At 35.9% G+C, this 24,454-nt stretch carries 21 protein-coding genes, 2 tRNA genes and 4 pseudogenes; 16 read left to right on the top strand and 11 right to left on the bottom strand.

The genetic code is table 11. The features are described from left to right. Nucleotides 1–657 (bottom strand): annotated as a pseudogene (locus HET73_RS00200) (DUF2975 domain-containing protein); the annotation flags it as partial. 101 nt (nt 658–758) lie between these two features. Next, nucleotides 759–2,210: a replicative DNA helicase gene (locus HET73_RS00195; protein WP_174133444.1), complete on the bottom strand. Its 1,452-nt coding sequence runs from the start codon at nt 2,208–2,210 to the stop codon at nt 759–761. A gap of 102 nt (nt 2,211–2,312) precedes the next feature. Here HET73_RS00195 and HET73_RS00190 point away from each other — a divergent pair. From HET73_RS00190 to HET73_RS00165, 6 genes and pseudogenes are all read left to right on the top strand, one after another. Beyond that, a tRNA-Leu gene (locus tag HET73_RS00190) sits at nt 2,313–2,395 on the top strand. Nucleotides 2,396–2,416: 21 nt separating this feature from the next. Then, nucleotides 2,417–3,025 carry an RDD family protein gene (locus HET73_RS00185; RefSeq protein ID WP_174133848.1) on the top strand — a complete coding sequence of 203 codons (609 nt, stop codon included), beginning with the start codon at nt 2,417–2,419 and terminating at the stop codon, nt 3,023–3,025. Between the two features lie 443 nt (nt 3,026–3,468). Continuing rightward, nucleotides 3,469–4,341, top strand: coding sequence for an ATP synthase F1 subunit gamma (atpG, locus tag HET73_RS00180; RefSeq protein ID WP_174133846.1), 873 nt, complete (start codon nt 3,469–3,471; stop codon nt 4,339–4,341). Nucleotides 4,342–4,359: 18 nt separating this feature from the next. Beyond that, a pseudogene (locus HET73_RS00175) lies at nt 4,360–5,662 on the top strand (TldD/PmbA family protein). A gap of 186 nt (nt 5,663–5,848) precedes the next feature. Beyond that, nucleotides 5,849–6,103 carry a cold-shock protein gene (locus tag HET73_RS00170; RefSeq protein WP_174133191.1) on the top strand — a complete coding sequence of 85 codons (255 nt, stop codon included), beginning with the start codon at nt 5,849–5,851 and terminating at the stop codon, nt 6,101–6,103. Between the two features lie 25 nt (nt 6,104–6,128). After that, a complete protein-coding gene (locus HET73_RS00165) occupies nt 6,129–7,343 on the top strand; it encodes a DEAD/DEAH box helicase (protein ID WP_343033052.1) in 1,215 nt (404 codons plus the stop codon). A gap of 96 nt (nt 7,344–7,439) precedes the next feature. Here HET73_RS00165 and HET73_RS00160 read toward each other — a convergent pair whose 3' ends face one another. The 5 genes from HET73_RS00160 to HET73_RS00140 all read right to left on the bottom strand — a co-directional run bounded on the left by HET73_RS00160 (nt 7,440) and on the right by HET73_RS00140 (nt 12,059). Then, the gene (locus HET73_RS00160; RefSeq protein WP_174133190.1) at nt 7,440–8,135 is read right to left on the bottom strand and encodes a 16S rRNA (uracil(1498)-N(3))-methyltransferase; all 696 of its coding nucleotides are present in this window, start codon (nt 8,133–8,135) and stop codon (nt 7,440–7,442) included. A gap of 48 nt (nt 8,136–8,183) precedes the next feature. Continuing rightward, a tRNA-Glu gene (locus tag HET73_RS00155) sits at nt 8,184–8,255 on the bottom strand. Between the two features lie 91 nt (nt 8,256–8,346). After that, nucleotides 8,347–9,429, bottom strand: a complete 1,083-nt coding sequence (locus tag HET73_RS00150) for an efflux RND transporter periplasmic adaptor subunit (RefSeq protein WP_174133845.1) — start codon at nt 9,427–9,429, stop codon at nt 8,347–8,349. A gap of 226 nt (nt 9,430–9,655) precedes the next feature. Then, a complete protein-coding gene (gene cydB, locus HET73_RS00145; protein ID WP_174133298.1) occupies nt 9,656–10,678 on the bottom strand; it encodes a cytochrome d ubiquinol oxidase subunit II in 1,023 nt (340 codons plus the stop codon). Continuing rightward, nucleotides 10,671–12,059, bottom strand: coding sequence for a cytochrome ubiquinol oxidase subunit I (locus HET73_RS00140; protein ID WP_218939282.1), 1,389 nt, complete (start codon nt 12,057–12,059; stop codon nt 10,671–10,673). Before HET73_RS00140 ends, cydB begins: the two co-directional genes overlap by 8 nt. Nucleotides 12,060–12,753: 694 nt before the next feature. Between HET73_RS00140 and HET73_RS00135 the strand changes: the two are divergent. The 3 genes and pseudogenes from HET73_RS00135 (at nt 12,754) to terL (ending at nt 14,876) form a co-directional block, all read left to right on the top strand. After that, nucleotides 12,754–13,015: pseudogene (locus HET73_RS00135) on the top strand (GIY-YIG nuclease family protein). Nucleotides 13,016–13,069: 54 nt separating this feature from the next. Then, nucleotides 13,070–13,210 (top strand): hypothetical protein, encoded by a 141-nt coding sequence (locus HET73_RS00130; protein WP_174133843.1) that lies wholly within the window; start codon nt 13,070–13,072, stop codon nt 13,208–13,210. Nucleotides 13,211–13,418: 208 nt separating this feature from the next. Continuing rightward, nucleotides 13,419–14,876, top strand: a complete 1,458-nt coding sequence (gene terL, locus HET73_RS00125; RefSeq protein ID WP_174133847.1) for a phage terminase large subunit — start codon at nt 13,419–13,421, stop codon at nt 14,874–14,876. A gap of 420 nt (nt 14,877–15,296) precedes the next feature. Here the strand turns inward: terL and HET73_RS07565 are convergent, their stop codons facing one another. Together HET73_RS07565 and HET73_RS07560 are read right to left on the bottom strand one after the other, a co-directional pair. Further along, on the bottom strand, nt 15,297–15,857 hold the full coding sequence (locus HET73_RS07565; protein ID WP_246209485.1) for a site-specific DNA-methyltransferase: 561 nt from the start codon (nt 15,855–15,857) through the stop codon (nt 15,297–15,299). Then, the gene (locus tag HET73_RS07560; protein WP_246209484.1) at nt 15,833–16,237 is read right to left on the bottom strand and encodes a DNA methyltransferase; all 405 of its coding nucleotides are present in this window, start codon (nt 16,235–16,237) and stop codon (nt 15,833–15,835) included. Before HET73_RS07560 ends, HET73_RS07565 begins: the two co-directional genes overlap by 25 nt. A gap of 67 nt (nt 16,238–16,304) precedes the next feature. Here HET73_RS07560 and HET73_RS00115 point away from each other — a divergent pair, with 67 nt between their 5' ends. Together HET73_RS00115 and secF are read left to right on the top strand one after the other, a co-directional pair. Then, nucleotides 16,305–17,024 (top strand): helix-turn-helix domain-containing protein, encoded by a 720-nt coding sequence (locus tag HET73_RS00115; RefSeq protein ID WP_174132605.1) that lies wholly within the window; start codon nt 16,305–16,307, stop codon nt 17,022–17,024. A 296-nt stretch (nt 17,025–17,320) separates the two neighbouring features. Then, nucleotides 17,321–18,202 carry a protein translocase subunit SecF gene (secF, locus tag HET73_RS00110; RefSeq protein WP_174133842.1) on the top strand — a complete coding sequence of 294 codons (882 nt, stop codon included), beginning with the start codon at nt 17,321–17,323 and terminating at the stop codon, nt 18,200–18,202. Here the strand turns inward: secF and HET73_RS00105 are convergent. Then, nucleotides 18,179–18,691 carry a TIGR02281 family clan AA aspartic protease gene (locus HET73_RS00105; RefSeq protein ID WP_174132607.1) on the bottom strand — a complete coding sequence of 171 codons (513 nt, stop codon included), beginning with the start codon at nt 18,689–18,691 and terminating at the stop codon, nt 18,179–18,181. The two genes, secF and HET73_RS00105, sit on opposite strands and share 24 nt — an antisense overlap. A 128-nt stretch (nt 18,692–18,819) precedes the next feature. Between HET73_RS00105 and yidC the strand changes: the two are divergent. The 5 genes and pseudogenes from yidC (at nt 18,820) to HET73_RS00080 (ending at nt 22,356) form a co-directional block, all read left to right on the top strand. Further along, a pseudogene (gene yidC, locus HET73_RS00100) lies at nt 18,820–20,538 on the top strand (membrane protein insertase YidC). Then, nucleotides 20,516–20,938, top strand: a complete 423-nt coding sequence (locus HET73_RS00095) for a 6,7-dimethyl-8-ribityllumazine synthase (RefSeq protein ID WP_174132609.1) — start codon at nt 20,516–20,518, stop codon at nt 20,936–20,938. Before yidC ends, HET73_RS00095 begins: the two are co-directional and overlap by 23 nt. After that, nucleotides 20,938–21,420 (top strand): transcription antitermination factor NusB, encoded by a 483-nt coding sequence (gene nusB / locus HET73_RS00090; RefSeq protein ID WP_174132610.1) that lies wholly within the window; start codon nt 20,938–20,940, stop codon nt 21,418–21,420. Before HET73_RS00095 ends, nusB begins: the two co-directional genes overlap by 1 nt. 110 nt (nt 21,421–21,530) lie before the next feature. Continuing rightward, a complete protein-coding gene (gene infA / locus HET73_RS00085; protein WP_174132611.1) occupies nt 21,531–21,794 on the top strand; it encodes a translation initiation factor IF-1 in 264 nt (87 codons plus the stop codon). Continuing rightward, complete coding sequence (locus HET73_RS00080) at nt 21,772–22,356, top strand: Maf family nucleotide pyrophosphatase (RefSeq protein WP_174132612.1); 585 nt, start codon at nt 21,772–21,774, stop codon at nt 22,354–22,356. The genes infA and HET73_RS00080 overlap by 23 nt, the downstream gene beginning before the upstream one ends. Here HET73_RS00080 and HET73_RS00075 read toward each other — a convergent pair. Next, nucleotides 22,348–24,399 carry a hypothetical protein gene (locus HET73_RS00075; protein WP_174132624.1) on the bottom strand — a complete coding sequence of 684 codons (2,052 nt, stop codon included), beginning with the start codon at nt 24,397–24,399 and terminating at the stop codon, nt 22,348–22,350. The two genes, HET73_RS00080 and HET73_RS00075, sit on opposite strands and share 9 nt — an antisense overlap. Between the last annotated feature and the right edge of the window lie 55 nt (nt 24,400–24,454).

Raw genomic sequence — 24,454 nt, 5'->3', positions numbered from 1 at the left:
GGCTCCTTTTATAGACTCAACTGATGTATCATATGATGTATCATAAACATCTTTTAAGCCATCTTTAACAATACCAGGAACACGCCCACTACTGTACGCTTCGTTTACAGATGCAAATGCTTTTTGAGATGCTGTTTGAGATGCTGTTTGGATATCCTTTATTTCTTGCGGAACAAAAGTTTTCTTGGGTTTAAATTCTTCTATTTCTTTTTTTTGATTATCAATCTCCTCATTTTTTTTATTAATTTCAATTTTTTGCTTAGAATTTTCCTCCTCTTTAGCTTTTACTTCCGCTTCTTTTTTAGTCAGTTGGTCATTTTGCCCAGAAATTGTTTGCTTTTGAGCCTGTACTTTATCTTCTTCTTTAGCTAGTTGAGCATCTTTTTTAGATATTTCTTCTACTTTCTCAGCCAGTTGAACATCTTTCTCAGAAATAGCGTTGTTTTTGCTAATTACTACAGCTGAAAGTGCAATAGCTACAGCAGAAAATATAGCACCACCAATAATAAATGGAAGGCCAACACTCAAGGCTGCAACTGGAGCTAAGAACTGAGCATAAGGAGCTACAGCAAACACTCCAGATGCTAATAAAGTTAGAGTAGCCAGAGCACCAGCTACAAGATAAGGTGCGTTAGTTTTATTAAATATATTTTTCATTGTATACCTCACTAAAATAAATAATTTAATATTAAAATTATAGCACAAATAAAGGTAATGTCAATTTTATTGATAAATTACAATAAGTTGGCAAAAGATTGTTACACACTATGCCTTTCCGTGTAATCTTTAAATGCACCTCTGCTGGAGTCAAAATATAGCTTTACACTGCCGATTGGTCCGTTCCTTTGTTTTGCAATAATGAGCTCTGCAATATTTCTAATTTTCTCCATCTTCTCTTGCCATTCTCGATGTTTATTACTCCCTTCACTTGGCTGCTTTCTCAGTTCATAATATTCTTCTCTATAGAGGAACATTACTATGTCTGCATCCTGCTCTATGCTTCCTGAATCACGTAAATCAGAAAGTTGTGGCTTTTTGTCGTCTCTCTGCTCAACAGAACGAGAAAGCTGCGATAGTGCAACAACAGGAATATTCAGCTCTTTTGCAATTGCTTTTAATCCTTGTGTCACTTCTGAGATTTCTTGCACTCTATTTTCATTGCTCCTTTTTGTCGTTCCTCTGATTAACTGCAGATAATCGATAAATACCACTTCTACATTATATAATTGATACAGCAAGCGTATTCTGGTGCGAAGGGCACTAATTGATAGCGCAGGGGTGTCATCTATGATGAAAGGCAATTCAGATAACTCCGTGCTAGCATTAATGAATTCATGCAATTCAAAGTCACTAATTCTCCCGGTTAATGCCTTGTAATAGCTAATTCCTGAATCTATAGTGATCAATCTTGCAGTTAGTTGTTCTGCTGACATTTCAAGCGAGAAAAACGCTACGTAGTGTTGTTTGTCTGCTCTTTTTTGTAAAACCTTACAAGCATTAAGGGCAATGTTCAGTGCCAGTGCTGTTTTACCCATAGAAGGTCTTGCAGCTAGAATTAATAGGTCAGATTTCTGCAGACCACCAAGAAGCTGATTTAGGTCTTGGAGTCCAGTTGTAATACCTAGCGCTTCTGGATTATTTTTCAGCGTGCTGATCTTTTCAACCACATCTTTAACTGAAATTGCAAGCTTTATATACGTCTTCTCGCCTTGCTTTTTTACTGCTAAGTTGAACAATTTTGTCATTGCTTGTTCAATTTGCACCTGCGCAGGGTTTTCGATGTCATAGTTATAACTATCATCAACTATTTCTTGCCCGAGCTCGATTAAACACCTTCTTAAGTAAGTATCGCGGATTATTCTAGTCAAACTATAGATATCAAGAGCGATACTTGCCTTAGCTGCGAGTTTTGCAAGATATTCAACTCCACCGCATTCGGTAAATGCTTGGTCATTCTCAAAAAACATCTTGAGGCTCAATTCATTGGCAACTATGCCGTGTTTTCTGGTTTTGGATATCTGCGTAAAAATACTTTGATGCAGTGGATCGTAGAAGTTATCTGCTGTGATCATATCTTCGATTGCATCACAAATTCTATTATCACGAATCATTGCGCCGATGAGCATTTGCTCCGCTTCCAAGTTATGTGGTAATTTGCATATTTCTTTATCTATGCTTCTTGAATCGATGAGATTAGCTAATTCATTCATTCTAAATTTTTAGAGTAACTATCGATTATTGTAGAATATTTAATTCTCGCTTGAAAGATAAAAAATTTGACTAATCCTGTGTTGCCTATAGCATTAAAGCAGGCCCCTGTGGTGGAATGGTAGACACGGCAGACTCAAAATCTGTTGCTTGCAAAAGCATGCTGGTTCAAGTCCGGCCAGGGGCACTCAAATGTTGGAAAGTGCATATGTTACACAGGTTTTTTAATCGCTTATTTTCTATTCTCTCTTCTATAAATGCTATTCAAAAGGTAAAGAAAGACGAAAATGGAATATGTTATGTAACGGGCCTCAGGCGCTATATATCAGTATTGCTTGATTTAATCATCATCGTTTTATTCTTGCAGCTCTGCGGCCAAGCCTTAAACCAACTCTTTATGAGCTCAGAGGACAGCGGAATATTAAGCCAGATTGCTGCAAAATATCAAATGCAAGTGCCACTGTCTGCAAAAGAAAAGGCGACGCAGAGTAGACTCATTACATTACTGATCCTAAATCAAATAGTCCAATTCATTATGCTCTTTTGCTATGTAGCATACATGTGGGTAAGGTTTGCTGCCACACCTGGAAAACTATTACTTGGGCTTAGAGTTGTGGATGCACAAACTTTCGAAAAGATGACCCTAAAACAAGCAACAAAGAGATTTTTTTCCTTTATATTGTCAGTTGCACCATTATTCTTGGGCTTTTTATGGTCAAATTTCAACAAACGCTGTCAAGCTTGGCACGACAAGATCGCAGGCACAGTGGTTGTTACCAATAAAAGCCTTAGAAAGCGGAACGAAGAAACTACTTGACAAATCCCGCCAGCCTTATTATTATGCTACTAAGGGTATTTCTGACTCAAAACTTGTTTTTGACCTGCAGGATCAACGACAAAAATTTAGTAAAAAACTTAAGGTGTTTATTGGCGGATTATATAAATTATTGGGGCTACATGTCTTTTAAATTTTTTCACATGCAGCCAAAATCGCGCTTAAACTAAGCGTCAGCACATTATTACAGCGCCAAGTTACAGTATTATAGGGTCAAAACTCGCATCACGGGGTTTCTTTTGCCTTTTTCTCCGCTTGGTAAATTTCTTAATGTTTATAGCTAAAGTCATTTCAAGAGGGATGACACCCTCCTGCCAGTGTTGGCTAAACGCTAACTCTGGCTCTTATATCTTCTTCGTACCAAAAAAACTTGTTTTTTGACGTGAACAATTATATATTTTTAATAAACCAGAGTTGTATATAAAATGAAGAGCTTAAAGGAATTATCCGTAAGAATTAAGAATATTAGGTCTGTACAAAAGACTACAAAGATAATGCAAATGGTTTCTGCAGCAAAGCTATTGCAGAGTCAAAAAAAGTTATCAAATTCAAAATTGTATATCTCTAAGCTGCATAGCATTGTTTCTTCGCTAATGCTATCCGCTGACCCGGAATTACTGACAAAAATTTTAAATATTGGTGATGACAATTCTTACCTAGTATTCATTATTGCATCTGATCGTGGCTTATGCGGCAATTTTAATTCTTCTATTGTCAAATCTAGTCAAGAGTATATAAACAAATTAACCACAAATGGCAAAAGAGTAGATATTATATTTCTCGGTAAAAAAGCTTTTGACATAGGTAAAAATAGATTTGACTCCAAAAGTATTTTAAAAATTGAAAATAGTAAGGAAATTACGCTAAAATACGTAGAAGCTTTGGTTGATGGTATTGATCTCAGTAAATACAACGAGATCAAAGTTTTCTATAACAAATTTTATAATACCTTTACACAAAAACCAACGTTGGAAACGATAAAACCATGGAGTAAAGACTCATCCTTAATTGATAATTCTCTGAGTATTTCAGCAACAGATCACAGCTATGAATATGAACCACAAAATACTGAGTTTATTTTACGATCTTTGATTCGAGATTACGTTGCAACTGCCCTTTACTCTGCTGTACTTGAGAGTGCAGCAAGTGAGAATAGTGCTAGAATGGTTGCTATGGAATCAGCAAATAGGAACACTAAAGAAATGCTAAATAAGCTAGCACTGCTTTATAACCGCTCTCGTCAAGCAGCAATTACAACTGATCTGATCGAAGTGATAGGTGGTGCAGAATCTTTATAAAAATCTAAGGAATAAAAAATGAACATACTAAATATTGCAGCAGATATCATCAAACTAATAAAAAAAAAAACAAGATGCAAATATATATGAATCTAATAAGATTTCAGTTTCTCAACGGCTATCAAAAATTGAACAAATATCACAATCTAAGAATTGCACAATAGAAATCAGAGCTATAGCAGGCAAAACCAAAGTTGCGTATATATTTCTACAAATGATTTAAATTGGTGATACGATAAGCCAGGTGATAGAAATGGCAAATAATGCACCAGAAGATCCTTACATTAATTTCGCTGTAGACGGAGATAATTATACCTCTTCTGCAGATTTAGGTATTTTAGACAATAATGTTGTAGCTATCGATAATCTAAAAGACATTACTGAAGCTACAGAAAATTCAGCTCTTGCACATAAACACATCATTAACTCTGAAGGAGCCTCTTCTTCACATACTTTAGTAAATACAGTATTATCTATGGTTTTATTGGCTCATTTAGCAAATCAATCTTTACAAATCAGGTTTCTGTTGTTGCTGGAAAAAAAAGCGAAATGAAGGTTGGCTATGACTATGATATGGTATGTAATTTCAGCGATTTAAAATCGCCAGAGCTCATAGGGAAAGAAGCAGCAAAAAGAGCAATAGACCAACTGAATTCACGCACAATTAAAACTGGCAAATTTCCAGTTATTTTTGAAAAAAGAGCAGCAAAAGAGCTAGTAAGAAGTTTTGCTTCTGCTATAAATGGTAGCAGCATTGTGAATAATAGCTCTTTCTTGAGAAATAGTTTAAATACTCAGGTTTTTAGCGATAGAATCAACATTATTGATGATCCATTGCTACCAAGGGGCATAGAATCAAGACCATTTGATGGAGAGGGGATAACTAGCAGGAAAAATACATTTGTAAAGAATGGAGTACTACAAGATTGGATTTTAGATTTGTACTCGGCTAAAAAATTAAACTTAGAAACAACTGGAAACGCAACTTGTGCAAGTAATGCTGCAATTATTCCTGAAGCTAGTAATCTATATTGAAAATGGCAGTATATCATTTGAAGAATTAATTGAGGAAGTGAAAGATGGAATATATATAACTGATTTGTTTGGTTTTGGTGTTAATTTAATCAATGGTGATTACAGTCAAGGTGCATCAGGGTTTTTTATAGAAAATGGAAAAATAACGTATCCGATACACGAGATTACTGTTGCTAGCAATTTAAAAGACATGTTTTGCAACTTAGTTGTTGCAAATGATTTAACTTTCTGTGGGCAATTTAATTCACCAACGGTAAAAGTTAGTGAAATGACAGTTGCAGGCTAGCTCAATAATTAGAAAATTTAGTTGCATCAAGTACAATAGTTGTGTATTATGACTATGTAATGTTAGAATAGACTATGAAGTATAGAAGTTTAGTATCAACAGCTAAGCTCCGGGTATCCCCAATTATAATTCTAAAGTTTTTCATCACATTAGTAATGTTAGTTAATAGTTTTAGGAGTTATTAAAATGGAATTTGGTAATATAAAGTGGTTTAATGCCGAAAAAGGTTATGGTTTTATTAAGCCAGAAGCTAACGGCAGTGATGTTTTTGTACATATCAGTACGCTAGAGCGTTCAGGAATAAGACCGGATTCACTCAGAGGAGAAAACAAAGAGAAGGGAATAAAAGGAGAGAGAGTAAGCTATGAGCTCAAAGAAGAGCGTGGTAGAAATGGAGAAGAGAAAAAATCTGCAATAAATTTAAAGTTGCTAGAAAGTTAATCGCATTTTGATGGTAAAAGTTTTTGTGAGTAGCTTTCATGAAATGGATCTTCCAGTTTTGCTCAAGCAAGTTCTAGATAAGCATAATCTTTTCATTCCAACTCCAATTCAAGCACAGGCAATTCCCTTAGCTCTACAAGGTAAAGATATTCTCGGGTCTGCTCAAACGGGAACTGGAAAAACTTTGGCGTTTGCTATTCCGTTGGTTGCTAAATTGTTAGATAAGTCTAATGCTAGTTCAGCTTTAGTCATTGTGCCGACTCGGGAGCTTGCACAGCAAGTAACGAATGAAATAAGAAAGCTCTTGCCTCAAAATTCCATGTTAAAAATTGCCTTATTAATTGGTGGTGAGTCTATTTTGAAGCAGCTAAACCAGCTTCAAAAAAAGCCGCAAATCGTAATAGGTACTCCCGGTCGTATTATAGATCATATTGAGCGTAAAACTTTAATGTCCCACAATGTTAACACTCTTGTGCTTGATGAAATGGATCGTATGTTCGATATGGGTTTTGGAATTCAAATTGAAGAGATTATAAAATGCCTTCCAAAAATACGGCAAACCCTCATGTTTTCTGCAACTCTTCCTGGTAATATAGTTAAACTTGCTGAGAAACACCTCAATCAGCCAGAACGTGTCTCTATTGAGTATGAAGTTATAATTTCTACAAAAATCAAGCAAGAAGTTGTTTATGTATCAGAGCCAGAAAAATATGGCAAGCTTATTACACAATTATGTCAACGTGAAGGATCAATTATTATTTTTGTTAAAACAAAGCAAGGAGCAGATCAGCTGGCTAACAAATTGCGCAAAGATAACTATAGCGCTTTAGCAATTCATGGTGATTTAAGGCAGCACAAGCGCGAAAGGGTCATCAATTCTTTTCGTCATGGCCGCAATCAAATCATGGTTGCAACGGATGTTGCCTCTCGTGGTCTTGATATTCCCCACATTCAACACGTTATCAATTATGATGTACCACAATCGCAAGCTGACTATATCCATCGCATAGGCAGGACTGCACGTGCTGGAGCTGAAGGATATGCATTATCTTTTATCACACCGCAAGATAAGAGAAGACTGCCTGCACTCTCAGACAAAATGGGAGAGCCAAATTTTGATTGTAATGTGCAATTTAGAAAACGTAGCAGTAAAAAAACCTTTAAGAGACTAAGTGCACTGAAAACTAAATACGGTAGGAAAAAGATCAATACTTTTAAAGCGAAAAGCAGAGCGCTATAAAAGGTACACTCTTCTATTTTTTAAAAATTCAAATATAAAAAGTAAGAAGAAGTGATCTGAAAAATGGGTGTACCTCTAAGCTCCTTCAGCAGTCTCTTAAAGCCTTGCACTAGCCAAAGTCAGCGCAGCAACCACAGCAGTGTCTACTCTCAAAATTCTCTCTCCTAGACTTAATTTCTGACAAAACTTATCAACAAGGCTGAGTTCATCGTGTGAGAAACCACCTTCGGGGCCAACAATAATAGCAATGTTTTTTTTGTTTTTCAGAACTTCATTAGGAGACTTTCCCTTTCCTGTTTCATCGCATAAAATAAAATTTCTATTCTGAGAATCAGGTAAATCACGGAAGTTAATAGGAGGCAAAATTTCTGGCACACTTGTTCTACCACATTGCTCTGCCGCTTCAATTGCCTGTAATTTTGCTCTACTTAGATTAATATTTTTTACTACTGTATGTTCCGTCAAAATGAATTGAATACAGGTTACTCCCATTTCAGTTGCCTGTCTTATTATGTTGCTCAAAGCAGCACTTTTTACTATAGCACAATATAGATACAAACTTTCCTCATATTGCTGCCGTTTAGTGCATTCCTTGAGCGTAGCTTTCACCAATTTACGTGATACATCAACTATTTCTCCTAACCACTCTCCATCCTTTCCATTAAAAAAAGAGATATTATCATCCTTCTTAAGCCGCATTACGTTGCAAATGTAGTGACTTTGTCGCGGGTCCAGCACCAAACTAACGCCTTGCAATAACGCCTCCTCGACGTATAGTCGAACTCTTTCCATCTAGTTTATTAATACCTGCAAACTGAAGAACTGCCTTACACTTTTGAGTGACTCTTACGGGATTTGAACCCGTGTTACCACCGTGAAAGGGTGGTGTCCTAACCACTAGACGAAAGAGTCAATACGATTAATTAAGTTATATTGATTATTCATATAAAGTCAATTCAATTGTTTTATATCGTAAACAATCTGATTAGAGCATACACAAAAACTAAACCTTATCACCAGGCTTAACAAACAAGTTGCCTAATGTTATTAATTTTATAGGTTTACTTTCGTTATGCGCTACTACCCAAACTCCATCGCTCTCGTGGTCAACAATTTCTATTGGTATAAATACTACATAATTACTGTTATCAACAATCTTTATCCCAAGAACACCATCGTCACTTAGGATTAGAGCTGAAGAAGGAATTTTATATGCAAATCTTTTGCCTGAAGAAAGGCTTACGCTGGCAGTTAATCCCTGCAAGAATATCATTTCATTATTAATTACTTTTACCTCTACCCTATAAGATCCGGTCTTAGGCTCAGCAACTTTACTTATGAAGTTCACTTTACCCTCTAATTTCCTTCCGTCCAGCAAATTAATTTGAGCTGTGCTACCTGGCTCTATTTTATTTATTTCACTTTCTGAAACATACAACACCACAAGAACCTGATCAAAATTAACTATATCAGTTATTTTTTGCCCAGCGTTAACAAAATCTCCTTCATTTGTGTTGATCTTATCTACATAACCATCAATAGGAGATTTAACCGCAGTATTTTCTAAGTCTAACACCAGCCTTTTTAGGTCGGCTTTTGCACTTTGCAGTGCAGTAAAAGCTGCTTCTACTTGCATTTGCGCTCTGTAACCTTTTTTACTCAGCTTAACAGAAGAATCATATTCAATTTCACGCTGCTTTAAAAGTACCTTGGCTCTTTCAACTTGCTCAGTTCGACCAAAATCTTCTATTTTTAACACTATATCATTCTTTTTTACCTTTTCACCATCAGGTAAATAAATAGCAATAACTTTACCACTTATTTCTGAAGTAAGGTTGGCTCTACGTAAGGGATTTACCGTACCAGAAAAATTCAAATATATAGTGCGACTCTGCGGCTTGCACTCCTGAATCTTTACTGAAAAACTACTAGCCGCATCATCACTATGAACTGCTTGATTTTTCCTCAGAAATACACTGTTGATAACAAATAGTAAAACAAGAATGATACTAAAAATAATGATAATTTTATTCCTTATCTTTAAGCAATTAAATCTATTGATTAATTTTGTTAAAAACAACCGCATAAATTTTTCAGTCAGGAATATAAGTATAACATACTTTATAAATAGCCCTGTAATAAACGTCCACTGTTATTCAATTGAGAATAGCAGAAACTTGCAAAAATTAACTATAAATTTAGCCTGGTAAGTCAATATCGATACTGTTAATAAACCACCAACCCATAAAACGGCAAACCACAGCCATTGCTTGATTCGAGGATGGCGTTTTAGCCATGAGATTACGGATTTATTAGTATGTGTGCTCATCACTTGATTTTCCACGAAAGACATAGTAGGAATAACCAGTGTAAGTTAAAATAAGTGGTAAAAGTGGTATCGTAACAATCAACATCAAAGATAAACTTTGGCCAGAAGCAGCTGCATCAAAAATAGTATAGTGAAAGGGTATAATCCACGGGTATATACTAATTCCCAAACCTAAATATCCCATAAAAAAAATAGCAATACTAAGAAAAAATGGACGATATTCCCGTTTAGCGTTCTGGAGATCAAGCCACAGCATGAAAAATAACCAAGATGTTAGTAGTGGAATAAAAAGTAAATAATAAAAATTCGGCACACTAAACCAAAAGTTTTTGATACCTTCATCTAAAAATGGTGTCACTATACTTACTAATGCCATGAAAATGCCTACAAAACCAAGTGCATAGGAAGCAACCTTGCGTGCCCATCCTTGTGTTATATTTTCTGTTTTCATTATGAGCCATGTAGAACCTAAAAGCGCATACCCAAATATCACAGCAATGCCTGTCATCACACTAAAAGCACTTGCCCAATCAAATTGACCACCAGAAAAGTTGCGGCCGCTTATTTTGACACCATGTATAAATGCACCTAGAATCATGCCTTGGCAAAATGCAGCACTAAGCGATCCATAATGAAAGACATAACCCCATAGTAGTCTAGGTTTACCTTCTGCTTTGAAATAAAACTCAAAGGATATTCCACGCATAATAAGGCCAAGTAACATGATAATTATAGGAATATAAAAAGCAGGCATTAATATTGAATACGCAAGAGGAAAGACAGCAAATAGGCCAGCACCACCCAGTACCAACCATGTTTCATTTCCATCCCAAAATGGCGCGATCGAATTTATCATATGATCACGGCATTTATCTGATGGTGCAAAAGGAAGCAAAATACCAACACCTAAATCAAACCCATCCATTAGAACGTAAAATAAAACGGCTGTGGCTATTAACAATCCCCAGATCAATGGTAAGTTAATTAATGAAGAAAAATCAAACATGGTCGCTGCCTTTTCCAGATTCAACCACTGAAGCTCCTATACCGTGTTTATAAAATTGCTCTTTTTCTTTAATGACAGGAATTCCTTTATATATTAGCTTCAAAATATAATAACTACCTGCTCCAAATATAAGGACATACGTAACAATGAATGCAATCAAAGACCATGCAACTTGAGGACCAGTAATCGCAGGTGAGAATGATTCGATTGTGCGCACAACCCCGTATACAGTGTAAGGCTGACGACCAATTTCAGTAGTAAACCAACCTGCAAGTAATGCTACGAATCCAGAAGGCATCATTAACATCCACCACCCGTGTAAAAAGCAACTTTGAAATAACCTGCTACGAAAGTATTGTACCACACTAACCAGTCCAATTATAATCATTAAAATCCCAATTCCAACCATTACACGGAAGGACCAAAATACCCATATTACAGGAGGTCTATCTTCCTTTTTCCATTCTTTTAATCCCTTTACCTCTCCTGAAAAATCATGTGTTAAGATCAAACTGGCGAGATTAGGAATTTTTATTTCGTAGTGATTAACTTCATTTTCCTGGTCTGGATAAGCAAACAAACGTAGGCCTGCACCCTTTTCAGTTTCCCATATACCTTCCATTGCAGCAATTTTAGCAGGTTGATGCTTTAATGTATTTAGTCCATGTACGTCCCCCATAAAAAGTTGAAATGGTGCAGATAAAGCCACCATAAAAGTTGCCATACTAAGCATAACTCTTGCCTGAGGAACATGTCGCTTTCTCCAAAGATAAAATGCCCCTACACCGCCCACCACAAACGCTGTTGTAAGATAGGCTGCTGTTACCATATGAACAAAACGGTAAGGAAAAGAAGGATTAAAAATCACTTTCAACCAATTGGTTGGGTATAAAAGCCCATTCTCGCCAATTGAGAATCCAGCAGGTGTTTGCATCCAACTATTGGCTGCAAGAATCCAGAAAGCTGAAATAAGCGTCCCTACTGCAACGATGCAAGTAGAAGCAAAGTGCATACGAGGACTTACCCTATTCCACCCAAATAACATAATGCCTAAAAAAGATGCTTCGAGAAAAAAAGCTGTTAAAATTTCAAAGCAAAATAGAGGGCCAAGAACATTAGCCACACGGTCAGAAAACACTGACCAATTAGTACCAATTTGGTAAGATAGAACCACTCCAGATACCACTCCCATACCGAAAGCAACAGCGAAAATCTTCACCCAGAATTTATAAATATCACGAAAGTGTGTATTACCAGTCTTAAGCCAACACCATTCCAAAAAGGCTAGAAAACTTGCAAGCCCGATCGTAAAAGCAGGGAATATAATATGAAAACTTATTGTAAAGGCAAATTGAATACGGGCTAGCAGCAGAGCAGACATTTTACCTAAATACCTATACATTACAAGTAATAGCCGAATTTGCCTATAAATCAACTCTTTTTCTAAAAAATATTTCCAGCAAAAACATTATAGTGTTACGAAAGACTTTATGTATACGAACATTGTCTACCAGTTAGGGCACATAGAAACAGAGCTAAAAATCCCTTGACAACCCCCGCCAACCCTTTTATAATAAGGCTGAAGCTAATTATTTATCTTCTCTGTACAGATTAAACGACAAAAAAACTTAGTATATCTGGCGTGTCATGTTTAATTTTTTGCACTATGTGAACCTCATGTCTTTTACATTGTTGTCTACATTACCAATTAGTGCTGCAAATCGCGCTTGTTTAGGCGCTTAAAGACATTAAAAAACGCCAACTGATAAAATGATAGTGAATAACTAGCTACCACAGGGTTTCTTTTGTCTTTTTTTCTGTTTAGTAAATTTCTTAACGTTTATAATTTAGACTAATTGTAGCTCAAAAGCAACTGAGTCGCGGTTATTAGACGTTTAGAATAAAAGAACGCCATGTTTGAAAGTTAAATGTAAATAACTAGCCACCCACGGGGGTTCTTTGCCTTTTTTCTTGATTTGGTAAATTTCTTAATGTTTGTAGTTAAATGAACTGGGCAAGAGGGTGTCATTCCAGTGCTGGAATCCAGGAAACTTATTTACTATATATGAAAAGTTATTATACTCGCAAGTGAGCGCAATGGAACCCTATATATAGGTATAACGTCAAATTTGATTAAACGAATTTGGGAGCACAAAAACAACTAGTTTCACATCAAAGTATAATGTTTGTAAATTGGTCTATTATGAAGAGTTTCAAGACATAAATTTAGCAATTAGTAGGGAAAAACTACTAAAAAGCTGGCAGAGGAAATGGAAAATGAACTTAATTGAACAAACAAATCAGGAATGGAAGGATTTATATGATGAAATTGTATAATAATGAAGACTGGATCCCAGTGTCAAGCACTGGGATGACACCCTAGGGGGCTACTTGAATGACACCATTATAGAGATCCCAGTGTCTGGGCTACTTGCCCTAGGAGGCACTGGGATGACAAGAAAGTGGGCACTGAATGACAGAAAAAAGAGGCATGACATCATTATAGAGTGCCAGTGTCCGCTACTTGGATGACACCCTTCTGTTTGGATTCCAGCGTCACGCACTGGGATGACACCATTATAGAGATCCCAGTGTCCGCTACTTGGATGACACCAAAGGGCTACTTGAATGACACCCTTCTTTTTTTCTGGATGCCAGTGTCACACACTGGCATGACACCCTTAACCAGCGTCCGCTACTGAGATACCCAATAACACTATAGGAGACTAATACGGAAAACATAAATTTTTTAAAATTCATTGAATTATGCTTTCAAACGGTGATACCGGGGTGTGAGTATAATGATTATCAGTACATAAAAGTCATAGCAGACCGACTTGAAGCGGCAAATGTTGGTAAAATGAGGCGGATAATATTCAATATGCCTCCACGCTCGATGAAGTCCATATGCGTCAGTGTTGCATGGCCTGCATGGATACTGGGACATCAGCCAACTGCAAGAATAATAGTTGTGAGCTATTCTCAGCGGCTTAGCGAAAAGCACTCGCTCGATACAAGGTGCGTAATGCAGTCTAGTTGGTATAGAGAACTGTTTCCAGAGGTAGAACTATCCACAGAACAAAACACTAAATACAAATTTCAAACAGTGCAGAGAGGATATAGAATCGCAACGTCAGTTGGAGGAACGCTGACCGGCGAAGGCGGTGATTTCATCATCGTAGATGATCCGCTTAGTTCTACTCAGGCTTTGAGCGAAACGCTCAGAAAGCGTGCTAAAGACTGGTTCGATCAGACTTTAGTAGCCAGGCTCAACAATAGAAAAAAAGGAGTAATTGTTCTGGTGATGCATAGGCTACACCAGGAAGATTTAACCGGACATCTTCTCTCCAAACCAAAAAACATATGGCATCATATTTGTTTACCAATGATAGCTGAAAATAAGGAGGTTATTTATTCAATCGAAAAGCCAATGCCCCCTTCTCTTGTTCCTGTCATCCGAGTAACTACAAATAAGTACAAAAGCTGGATTACAGCATCAAGTGCTAGAATGACACCACCCGTAATATTACACTCAAGGGAAGAAGACCAGCTATTATATCCCTTAGATGGAGGAAAAGAAGAAGTTGAGACGATAAAAGCTGAACTTGGAAGTTACGCCTTTGCTGCGCAATATCAGCAAAATCCTCTGCCGCTTTCAAGTGGCATAATTAAACGAGAGTGGCTGAAGCGCTATAGAAATGTTTCCTTCTCGCATGTAACACAAAGTTGGGATACTGCGGTTTCAATAAACGATTCTAGCAGTTTTAGTGTCTGCACCACCTGGGCAAAAGCAGATAATAAATTCTATTTACTCGATGTATATCGCGCAAAACTTGAATATCCAAAGCTTAAAGAACAAGTTTTGTCCTTAGCTGCAAGATGGTCGCCACACGCAATTTTAATTGAAGCAAAAACAAGTGGTCAGCAATTGGTGCAAGAGCTGAAGGCAAACAGCGATCTACCTATTATTGAAATAGTGCCACATGACGATAAACTCGCTCGATTTCACCAAATTGTTCCAATTATAGAATCTGGAAAAGTTTTTCTGCCGCACCAAGCAGTATGGCTGAATGATTTTGAGTATGAGATTTTAATGTTTCCAGAAACACATTACAACGACCAAGTCGACAGCACCATACAATACCTGCAGTGGATGAGAAGCAATACCTCCAGGACCATAGCTGTACGAACATTGTGATTTGGAAGCACCAACACTCAGTGTTTCCCTCTCCTGTCATTCCAGTGCGTGACCTATATTTTTCCTAGATTCCAGTGTCTGGGCTACTTGGGATGACAAGAAAAAGGGCTACTTGGATGACAAGAAAAAGGTGCTGGGGTGACACCCTAACAATCTTTGCCTTTTTTCTTCGCTTGGTAAATTTCTTAATGTTTGTAGCTAAGGCAATTCAAGAGCGTTACAAAAAACGCCAATATTGAAAATAGACAGTGCTAATGTGGAAAGTGTTGAGGTAAAGATAGATAAGCAACAAAAATGCTTATCTAAAAAGTTATTGCTAAAAACGGGAAAGCCGTGAACGAAGAGCATAACTAAATTACTAATGACTGCTGAGTGAGCTTAAGATCCAATATAGATTGCTTAGACTTTAATACTTGCTCTTCACCATGAACAATGCGTTATTTCTAACTCTCCCTTTGAGCATTCTTTTTCTAAGAACCTAAAAGCAGATGCAGCAAGATATTCTCTGTTTTCTTCAAATGCTAGCCAGTAACGGTCTTCTTGCTCACATACAAAACCTGTTGTGTTAGAACCAGCAAAAATATCTAAAACAACATCTCCCGGTTGTGTTAGAAACCGAATAAAAAATTGAGGTAATTTAGCAGGGAATCGAGCTGGATGCTGTTTTATACCTAGTTTCTTACATGCAGCAAGATACTGGCTATTAGATTCTGAATTGGGAATCTGCAAAAGATTTGATGGAATGGCTCCTCCATTATCTTTGCCAAAGCTACTACCAATATTGTGCCCTGATGGCCGTTCTTTTGGAGTATAATAAGCTTTTGGGTTCTCGATAAGTTTTTTCATGCGGTCACTGTATTCCGCTAGCACCTTTGTGACATCTGCTTTAGGCCACTCAGTTTTGCTGAACCACCATACTGTATTAACAGAATCTTTTACTCTGATTTTTCTCTTATTTACCCATTCAATCGGACTTGGCAATTTAGAGGATTATACCAATAGAAATCTTCTGCAAGAAAGAATCCTATATCGTCACAGAAATGCATAAGCACTCTAAAATTATATAAACTTCTAGATGGCACGCCTTTTTCATAAGCCCCACCCAGATCAAGTACAAAACTGCCTGTATCTTTGAGTTTGCTATATACTAATTTTGCAAATTGGCTAAGCCATGAAACATATTCCGCTTGGGATTCATTTCCGTATTCTTTTTTTCTTTGCAAAGCAAACGGTGGACTGGTTATTACAAGATCTAAGCTATCATTTGGTAATTGTGGCAATAGGTTAAGAGAGTCTCCACAATATGCAGCTCCCCTATCCGTAGTATATGTGGGTTTATTATTAAATTTAAATTTTTCCAATATGTGTACCATATGAAAGATACTTATAGTCTGTAGACTTATAATTGTCAACTATTACCCTGCAGAGATGACAAAAATAAAAAGACAATCTCTACGGTTACTTCTTTCTCAGAATATACGAAGGCTAAGAAATATAAAAGGACTTTCCCAAGAAACTCTTGCTGATTTATGCAAATTACACAGGACATATATAGGCTCCGTTGAACGTGGTGAGCGAAATATCTCTATAGATAATATTGAGCGCATAGCAGATGCGCTCGGTGTCGTACCTACTGCACTTCTAAGCCCTGAGAGAACTTATCAAGATAGAAAATTTCTGGAAGAACTATTTCCCCATATACGGAAGTATCAAGAGTTTGCTGTTAAGCATGGTATAGATGATATATTTCAGGATAACGGTGGAAAAATCCTACAAGTCTTACTACTAACTGGACTCACTATTCTTCCAGGACGCAAGGGAAATGATGCTGTTGATGAGTATGGTAACGAATATGAGCTTAAATCAGTAAATGCTCTTCTTACAAAAGACTTTTCTACTCATCATCATATGAATCCTACAATAATTGCAAAATACCGAAAAGTGGATTGGATATTTGCTATTTATGAAGGGATAGAGCTGAAAGAAATATACAAATTAACGCCGCAGGACCTTGAACCATATTATGTTGCATGGGAAAAGAAATGGCATGATATTGGTGGTAAAGACATTAACAATCCCAAGATCCCTTTAAAATACGTCAGAGATAAAGGTAAGCTTCTTTATCATTGTGATGAAGGATGTATGTGACCGCCACTAACTTCCTCCATCCCAGGTTGATTTTGAATTATCCAGAATTTCCGAAATGCTGAAAACCCTAACATTTAATTCTTTTTTGGTGAACTTGTTTATTTGCTGTTTGTTAAAATTTTCACTTTAAAATTTAGGCAGTGTAAACATTCAGCATAATCTGGGACTTAGACATTTCTATAGATGTTATCTCCCAAGTAACTGGTTTATCTGCTGATGAAATTGCATGACTCAACAACAGAATAAACTAGTGAATCTTTTGAAAAGTATATAAAATTCAAGTTTAGATACAGAACATGGCAGTTAGATTCATTCCAGACAACCTAGATATCAAATTTAGTAAGTATAGAAAGTTGACTGCACTCATTAGCATTATGCTTGTCATTTTTTCGATACTCACTGTTGTGCTGCGTGGGGTGAATTTAGGCATAGACTTTACGGGGGGAATTTTGATGGAAATAAAACCCTCAAATGAAGATCATGTTATTCTTGACACATTAAAAGAAAACGGTTTTACGGTGCAGAGTTCAAGAGCGGGTGATAATTTAGTCACACGTTTTAAAGAAGAAGGAGATGAAGATAAAATTAAAAAGATAAAAAGCATACTAGAAGAGAAGCTGGGTGGCTCAATCAGCTACCGTAAAATAGACTATGTTGGTCCACAAATAGGCTCAACACAGATATTTGAAGGAATATTATCCATGTTGATCGCTATTGTTGGAATATTTTTTTATGTTTGGTTTAGATTTAATTGGCAATGTGGATTCGGTGGAATAATAGCGCTGGTTCATGACGTGATTTTAACTGTTGGTTTTATTAGCTTGACTGGCATTGAGTTTAATATTTCATCAGTTGCAGCTCTGCTTACTGTAATTGGTTACTCAATTAACAACTCAGTAGTTATATACGATCGAATTCGGGAATATCAAAAAAGTGGTGAAAGTAGGCAGATGAGTGAAGTAGTAGATGCAAGCATTAACACTACACTGTTTCGCACTATCTTGACCTCAGGTACAACCTTGCTTGCTGCCCTTCCCTTAACATTGATTTGTACAGGCGCAGTCAGAGACTTCAGCTTGATCATCTTTTTTGGTATTTTAGTTGGCACTTGTTCTGCAATATTTATTTCTGCTCCTGTATTGATCTGTAGAGTCTTAATAAGCAGATCCGCGGTATAGTATCAACTTATTATCTCTTATAGTGAAGTGAAAATATCGCAAGAAACTCATCCCAAGTAATGAATGGGACATAGAGTGAGTGTTAACGCTGGCCTGCACGTCATTGATTAAAAAATTTCCTATTTTAACTTGAGGTATTTGAACCACTCCAGCTCTTATTTGCCCTTTTGCAGTTTCATATATTTTAAAATCCTGAATGTTCTGTAAATTAAGACCAGCATGTAATGCATCTTTTTGCGATAGAACAATATCAGTTGCACCAGTGTCAAGCAAAAACGTTATATTATGACCATTAACTTGAGCTTGGATATAAAAGTGTCCATCATATGATTTTGTGAACTCAATACTTCCACTGTTTTGAATCCTTCCTTTATATGGTAAAAAAGTACTGAGAAATCTATTTCTTAACTTGTCTCCTTGTGAGTCAATAAACATTGCAGTAATAACTATTATTAGTAGCCAAATAATTAGATTTCTTACCGCGTTCATATTGTTAAAATTTGAAGCTATTACAATAAATTTTAAAGTTAAAAGTCACTATTAAAAATTAGTAAATTTTATTGTTTTAGTGCGATATTTGATATACACTTTAAGAAAGTACATTTAGCTTAAATTTTATGTCAGAAGCAAGAAATCTAATTGTAGCAGCTATTCTTTCTGTGTTAATTATGGTATCTTGGCGCATTATCTACGATAATTTTCTTAATACAGACCAAGATCATCCATCAATTGAAAATATTGAGCACATAGAATCTTTTAACGATCTTGCTCCTATAATACACCAAAATCGTTCCGAAATTATTAATTCTACTCGAGAACAAAGGATTAATTTAACCAATAATATGGTTAAAGGGTCGATTTCTTTAAAAGGCGCTAGGTTTGATGACCTAATTTTAACTAATTACCACTTAGAGCCAAATCCTTCTTCTCCACAGGTGGTATTACTGTCGCCCGCAGAATCAAAAGATGTATATTTTGCGGAATTTGGATGGCTCGATCCAAGTGGCAAGATTAAAATCCCAGATTCTAAAACAGTCTGGCAAGCGGATGAGACTGAACTGACTAATCGAAAAGCAGTCAATTTGTTTTGGGATAATAAGAATGGCATTGTATTTAGAATGAAAGTTGGCCTTGACGATAACTACATGTTTAAAATTGAGCAAATTGTTGAAAACAACACAAAAGATAACATAGTTTTGGTTCCTTATGGTAAAATTAACCGTAAACGTGATAATATTAACGAATCTTATTGGATATCACATGAAGGAGTATTGGGTGCATTTGATAATAAACTAGAGGAATGGACATATAAGGACATCACCAAGAAACATTTAATAAAAGCAAGCACAAGTGAAAAAAATTGGTTTGGTTTTGCTGATAAATATTGGCTTACAGCCATCATACCTGAGAAATCCGATAAAATAAATGTCAGCATTAAACATACGAACGTTAATAATATTGATAAATTTCAAGCGGATTTTGTCAGACCTTACAATAGCATACTTCCTGGCGCAAGTGTCTCTAATGTCAGTTATTTTTTTGCTGGAGCAAAATAATTGAATTTATTGGATTCTTATAAAAGTACTCTAGGTATACCTTTATTTGATAAGGCTGTAGATTTTGGTGTTCTTTACTTTATAACCAAACCAGTGTTTTTACTGTTCGAATATTTTAACTTCCTTCTAAAAAATTTTGGCTTAGCAATATTGTTGCTGACTTTAGCAATCAAACTTTTAATGCTTCCTTTATCTAACAGGTCATATATTTCAATGTTCAAGATAAAAAGCCTGCAGCCTGAGGCAACCCGTATAAGGGAGTTATATAAAAACGATAGTTTAAAGCAGCATAAGGAGATAGTTGCGTTGTACAAAAAAAACAATGTAAACCCAATGTCAAGCATTCTTCCTATGATAGTACAAATACCGGTGTTTTTTGCCTTATATAAAGTGTTATTCGTCACCATAGAAATGAGACATGCTCCTTTTTACTTATGGATTAAGGATCTTTCAGCTTCTGACCCAACGAACATTTTTACATTGTTTGGGCTATTTAATTACAATTTTCCCATTTCTATAGGTATTTTGCCTATAATTTTAGGTATTACCATGATAGTCCAGCAAAAGGTCAGTGAGAAAGACCAGATCAATAAAGATGATGTTCAAGTAAACGTTATGAGATTTTTACCTTACATTTCTATCTTTATCTTTTCCTCGTTTCCTGCAGGCCTGGTAATATATTGGATATTTAGTAACGTCATAACTTTAATTCAACAATCATTAATAAAGTTGTTTTTAACGAGAAAAGTGGGGGTGAATGTCGAAAATACTAATAGTTAATTCAGTTTATTATACTGAAATAGCAAACCTTTTGTTTGAAGGTGCAATTGACAAATTAAAAGGCAATAGTTACGATGTAGTTGAGGTTCCTGGTGCATTTGAAATACCATCTGCAATTCTTTTTGCAACCAAAAGCGGGCATGTGAGCTATGATGGTTATTTAGCTCTTGGGTGCGTAATTCGTGGTGAAACTGATCATTATCAATACGTTTGTAAAGGAGTAATCGAAGGTTTAAATGAAGTTGTTATGCGTTACACAATACCCCTTGGTATGGGTATAATTACTGCTGATAGCAAAGATAAAGCCTTAGTAAGGGCTGATAAAAACAAAAAAAACGTAGGTGGTCATGCAGCCTTAGCTGTTTTGCATATGATAGATTTATACAAAAAGTTAAGCTGATGGAGGAAGAACCTGTAGAAAAAAAGTGGCGTATAAGGAGAAGTACGGCAAGATTTCTTGCTGTACAAGTTGCTTACTCAAATATTTTTATAGACTACGACAAAAGCACTTTTGAGCTAGAAAACTGTGAGCTTAGGGACTGTATAAACAAGTTAGTAGATATATTTGAATGTAAAGAATTTGATTATCAATTTCTAGAAGAGCTGTCATATAAGGTTATAAAAAACAGTAAAGAATATGATAAAATAATAGAACTGTATTTACACCCAAGTTGGTCTCTTGCGCGGTTGAATCTCATAAGCTTATCTATTTTGCGTGTTGCAATATGTGAATTAGCTAATTGTGATACACCAGCTCCAGTTGTTATTAATGAATATACTAACATTGCGTCTGATTTACTTGATAAACCGAGTGAGATTGGTTTCGTTAATGGATTATTGGACAAGGCAAAAGATGCAGTTAAACTAAATAAGGATTCTTAACAGTTCTTTTAACGGTATATGAGCATTGGGAGGAATGAAGTGCAAAAGGTCTTTTATATTCTTTAAGATCTATGGTAGACTGACAAGGATTATTAATTATAATATAACAAATGGTAAAAGACGAAAAATCGAAAACAATTTTTGAGGTAGAAGGAGCAGTAACTGCTTTATTACCTGCAGCAGAATTTAGAGTGAAGTTAGATAATGAGCATGAGATCATCTGTCATGTATCGGGAAGAGTAAGAAGAAGTAAAATACGCATTGTTATTGGAGACAGGGTGCTGGTTGAGATGAGCATTTACGATAGGAATGCGAAAAAAGGTCGGATAATTAGAAGGCTTAAAGGTACAAGTGAAAGAACGATATCTAAATAATCTTATTCTTGCTTCATCATCAGAAAGACGTGTAGATTTACTAAAACAAATAAATATTAAACCAGGCTTGATTTTGCCAGCAGATATAGATGAGACTCCTTTAAAGAAGGAGCTTCCAAAAGATTATTCGATTCGTATGGCAAAAAGTAAAGCTGAGAAAATACAAAATCCAAATTATTTTGTGCTTGGTGTTGATACGGTTGTTGCTTGCGGCAGGAGAATATTGCTCAAAACTGAAAACGTTGAGCAAGCAGAAAAATGCATTCGCTTGTTATCGGGAAGAAGGCATAGAGTATACACCAGTATGTGTCTATTAACCCCCAATCGGTCCAAACAGCATATTAGAACTGTAGTTACAATAGTGAAATTTAAACGTCTCAGTGAACAAGAAATTAAATATTATTTAGCATCAGAAGAATGGAAAAATAAGGCAGGGGGATGTAACATACAAGGCCTTGCTGGTATGTTCGTACTGTTCTCACGTGGTTCCTATTCTTCTGTTATAGGGTTACCATTACATGAAACCTATTGTTTGCTAGGCAATTATTTTAACCTATATTGAAATACCTTTATCTTTACCTTTTTCCTGTTGTGACTCAGTAACATGTTTAGTCCAAAGTAATTTTCTGTTCCTGTTTGCTAGTGCAATTCTATTGCGATCATGACTATTAGTGTGTTCTGCTAAAGTATCTTCTCTTTCTTCTTCTATTACTCCAGCTTTCAGTTGTGCTTCATCTTTCTCTAGTAATTTATATAGTTCGCTATTTTTATCTACGGTTGGATTAGTGTTAGCATTTTCTCGTTCTGCCACTTTTTTTACATCTGTTGAATTGTCTTTTAGCAGTCCATCTTTTAATAAACGCTCTCTTGTTTGCGCACTCATTCCTTTTTGATCAGCTGGTTTTAATCCACACTTTTTCTGGTTGAATTTTTCTTGTAATTCTGATTCATCTTTATTTTGCGGCGGCTTGTTTATGAAATTGACTTTCTTTAACCCACAATTGTCCTGATCAAACCTCACTTTAAGTTCTGATGTAACATCACTCTGTAACAACTTGCTAGAGAAATCAACCTTCTTTAACTGTTCAGAATCTACCTGAGATTGTGCACGGTTAGTATGCATTTGAGATGAGGTGCTTGGGTCTTTTTGTTCAGCATTCCTTCTTTTTTCCTTCCAACTTTCTAATGCTTCACTTATTTTTTGAAAATTCCTCTCTTCTTCCGTAGATTCTTGGCCACTTCTACGAGAACTTTTCTGCAATTGAGCGTCATTACTTTGTCCAACATCTATATTTCCCTCAGTGCTAACTGGAGATGTAGGTCTGTTACTATCATTTTCTCTTTTCTCTACAATATTACCTTGACCACTTTTTGGGGACAATTTTTTCTCTAGTGCATCCAGATTTTGATTACTTTCTTTACCTCCTGTCTTATCCTTTAGCCATTTGTATATTGGTTTCTCTTCTTTTATTTTTTCTAAAACGTTCTCTGTGAATCGCTTTTGCGTTATGTCAGTTACGTCAGAGCTTAATTCATTTAGACCATCATCTTGATGGTCTAAACCCCCTTGCTCATTGAAAACGTCTTTTTTGAGTGAACTAGTTCTAGGTGGCGGTGACGGTGGAGTTTTTTTGTTCTGAGGATTCTCCTCAAAAAGCGACTGGAGGTTATAAACTTGATCTTCAGAATTTTCTTCTCGTGCTGCTTGTCTACGCTCGCGTTTTTCTTTAGCTTCTTGAGAATTAATTTTATTGTCAAAATCTTTTTCAATTCCACTATCGTAAGACTGTCTTCTGCTGTTAGATTGTGGTCTAAAATGTGCTTGCACACCAACATTTTGACTATCACTTTCTATAAAAGTTTCAAATGATTGCCTATTGTTTTGTTTCACTTCATTTGCTTTTCCTTTTTCCCTGAATTGTATTTGGTGCAAGAATAAACCACCTATTTTTACATCTTTGTTTGTTTCTAACTGCTCATTAGTAACACCATTAAGTTCAACAGGGTCTACACCATCCTTATCAATCTTAATTTTGATAGTACACTTTCCCCCATTTTTATCATACCAATTCAGAGTCATCTCATATGAACCATCGGTTACAACATAATGTCTTATTTTTCTTCCTCCTTCCTCAGCAACAAAACCGTGCATTCCGCTCTTTCCATCACTATGCAATGTTGAAAATCCCGAGATTTCATTCTTCTCACAAAAATCACTATTTAAAAATTCGCTAATTTTAAACTCTTTTTTGTTATCTCCCAGCGTAATACTTGCGTGATTACCGCGTATTGAAACATCTTGAACACCACCCTCAATATAATTCTTATCTTTCAACATTAATTTAACTTCAAGTCCAAGCTTTTTCTTAGTTTCCTTTGTCTTGTTGCATTCCTGAAGAATAATTTCACAAGCTTTATTTTTGTTTTCATCTTCATCCCAGTTGGGGTATTCTATTAAAAACTTCACTGTGTTAAAACCAACCATGGCATTGTAAATTGATTCATCTTTTGCTTCATTAAATAAAAATGGAAGATTTTTATCTTCTTTTTTTATTTCCTCGAACAAAGACGAAAATTTTTGAATAAACTCAGGATAACTGCTCATATTCTTCCTCACTAATAACCCTCTGCCTTTTAGCTTTTAGCTAGTATAATTATTA

It is taken from the genome of Wolbachia endosymbiont of Atemnus politus, assembly GCF_013309895.1.
The sequence above is the reverse complement of the archived record's forward strand: the minus strand, read 5'-3'. Positions and strand labels throughout refer to the sequence as shown.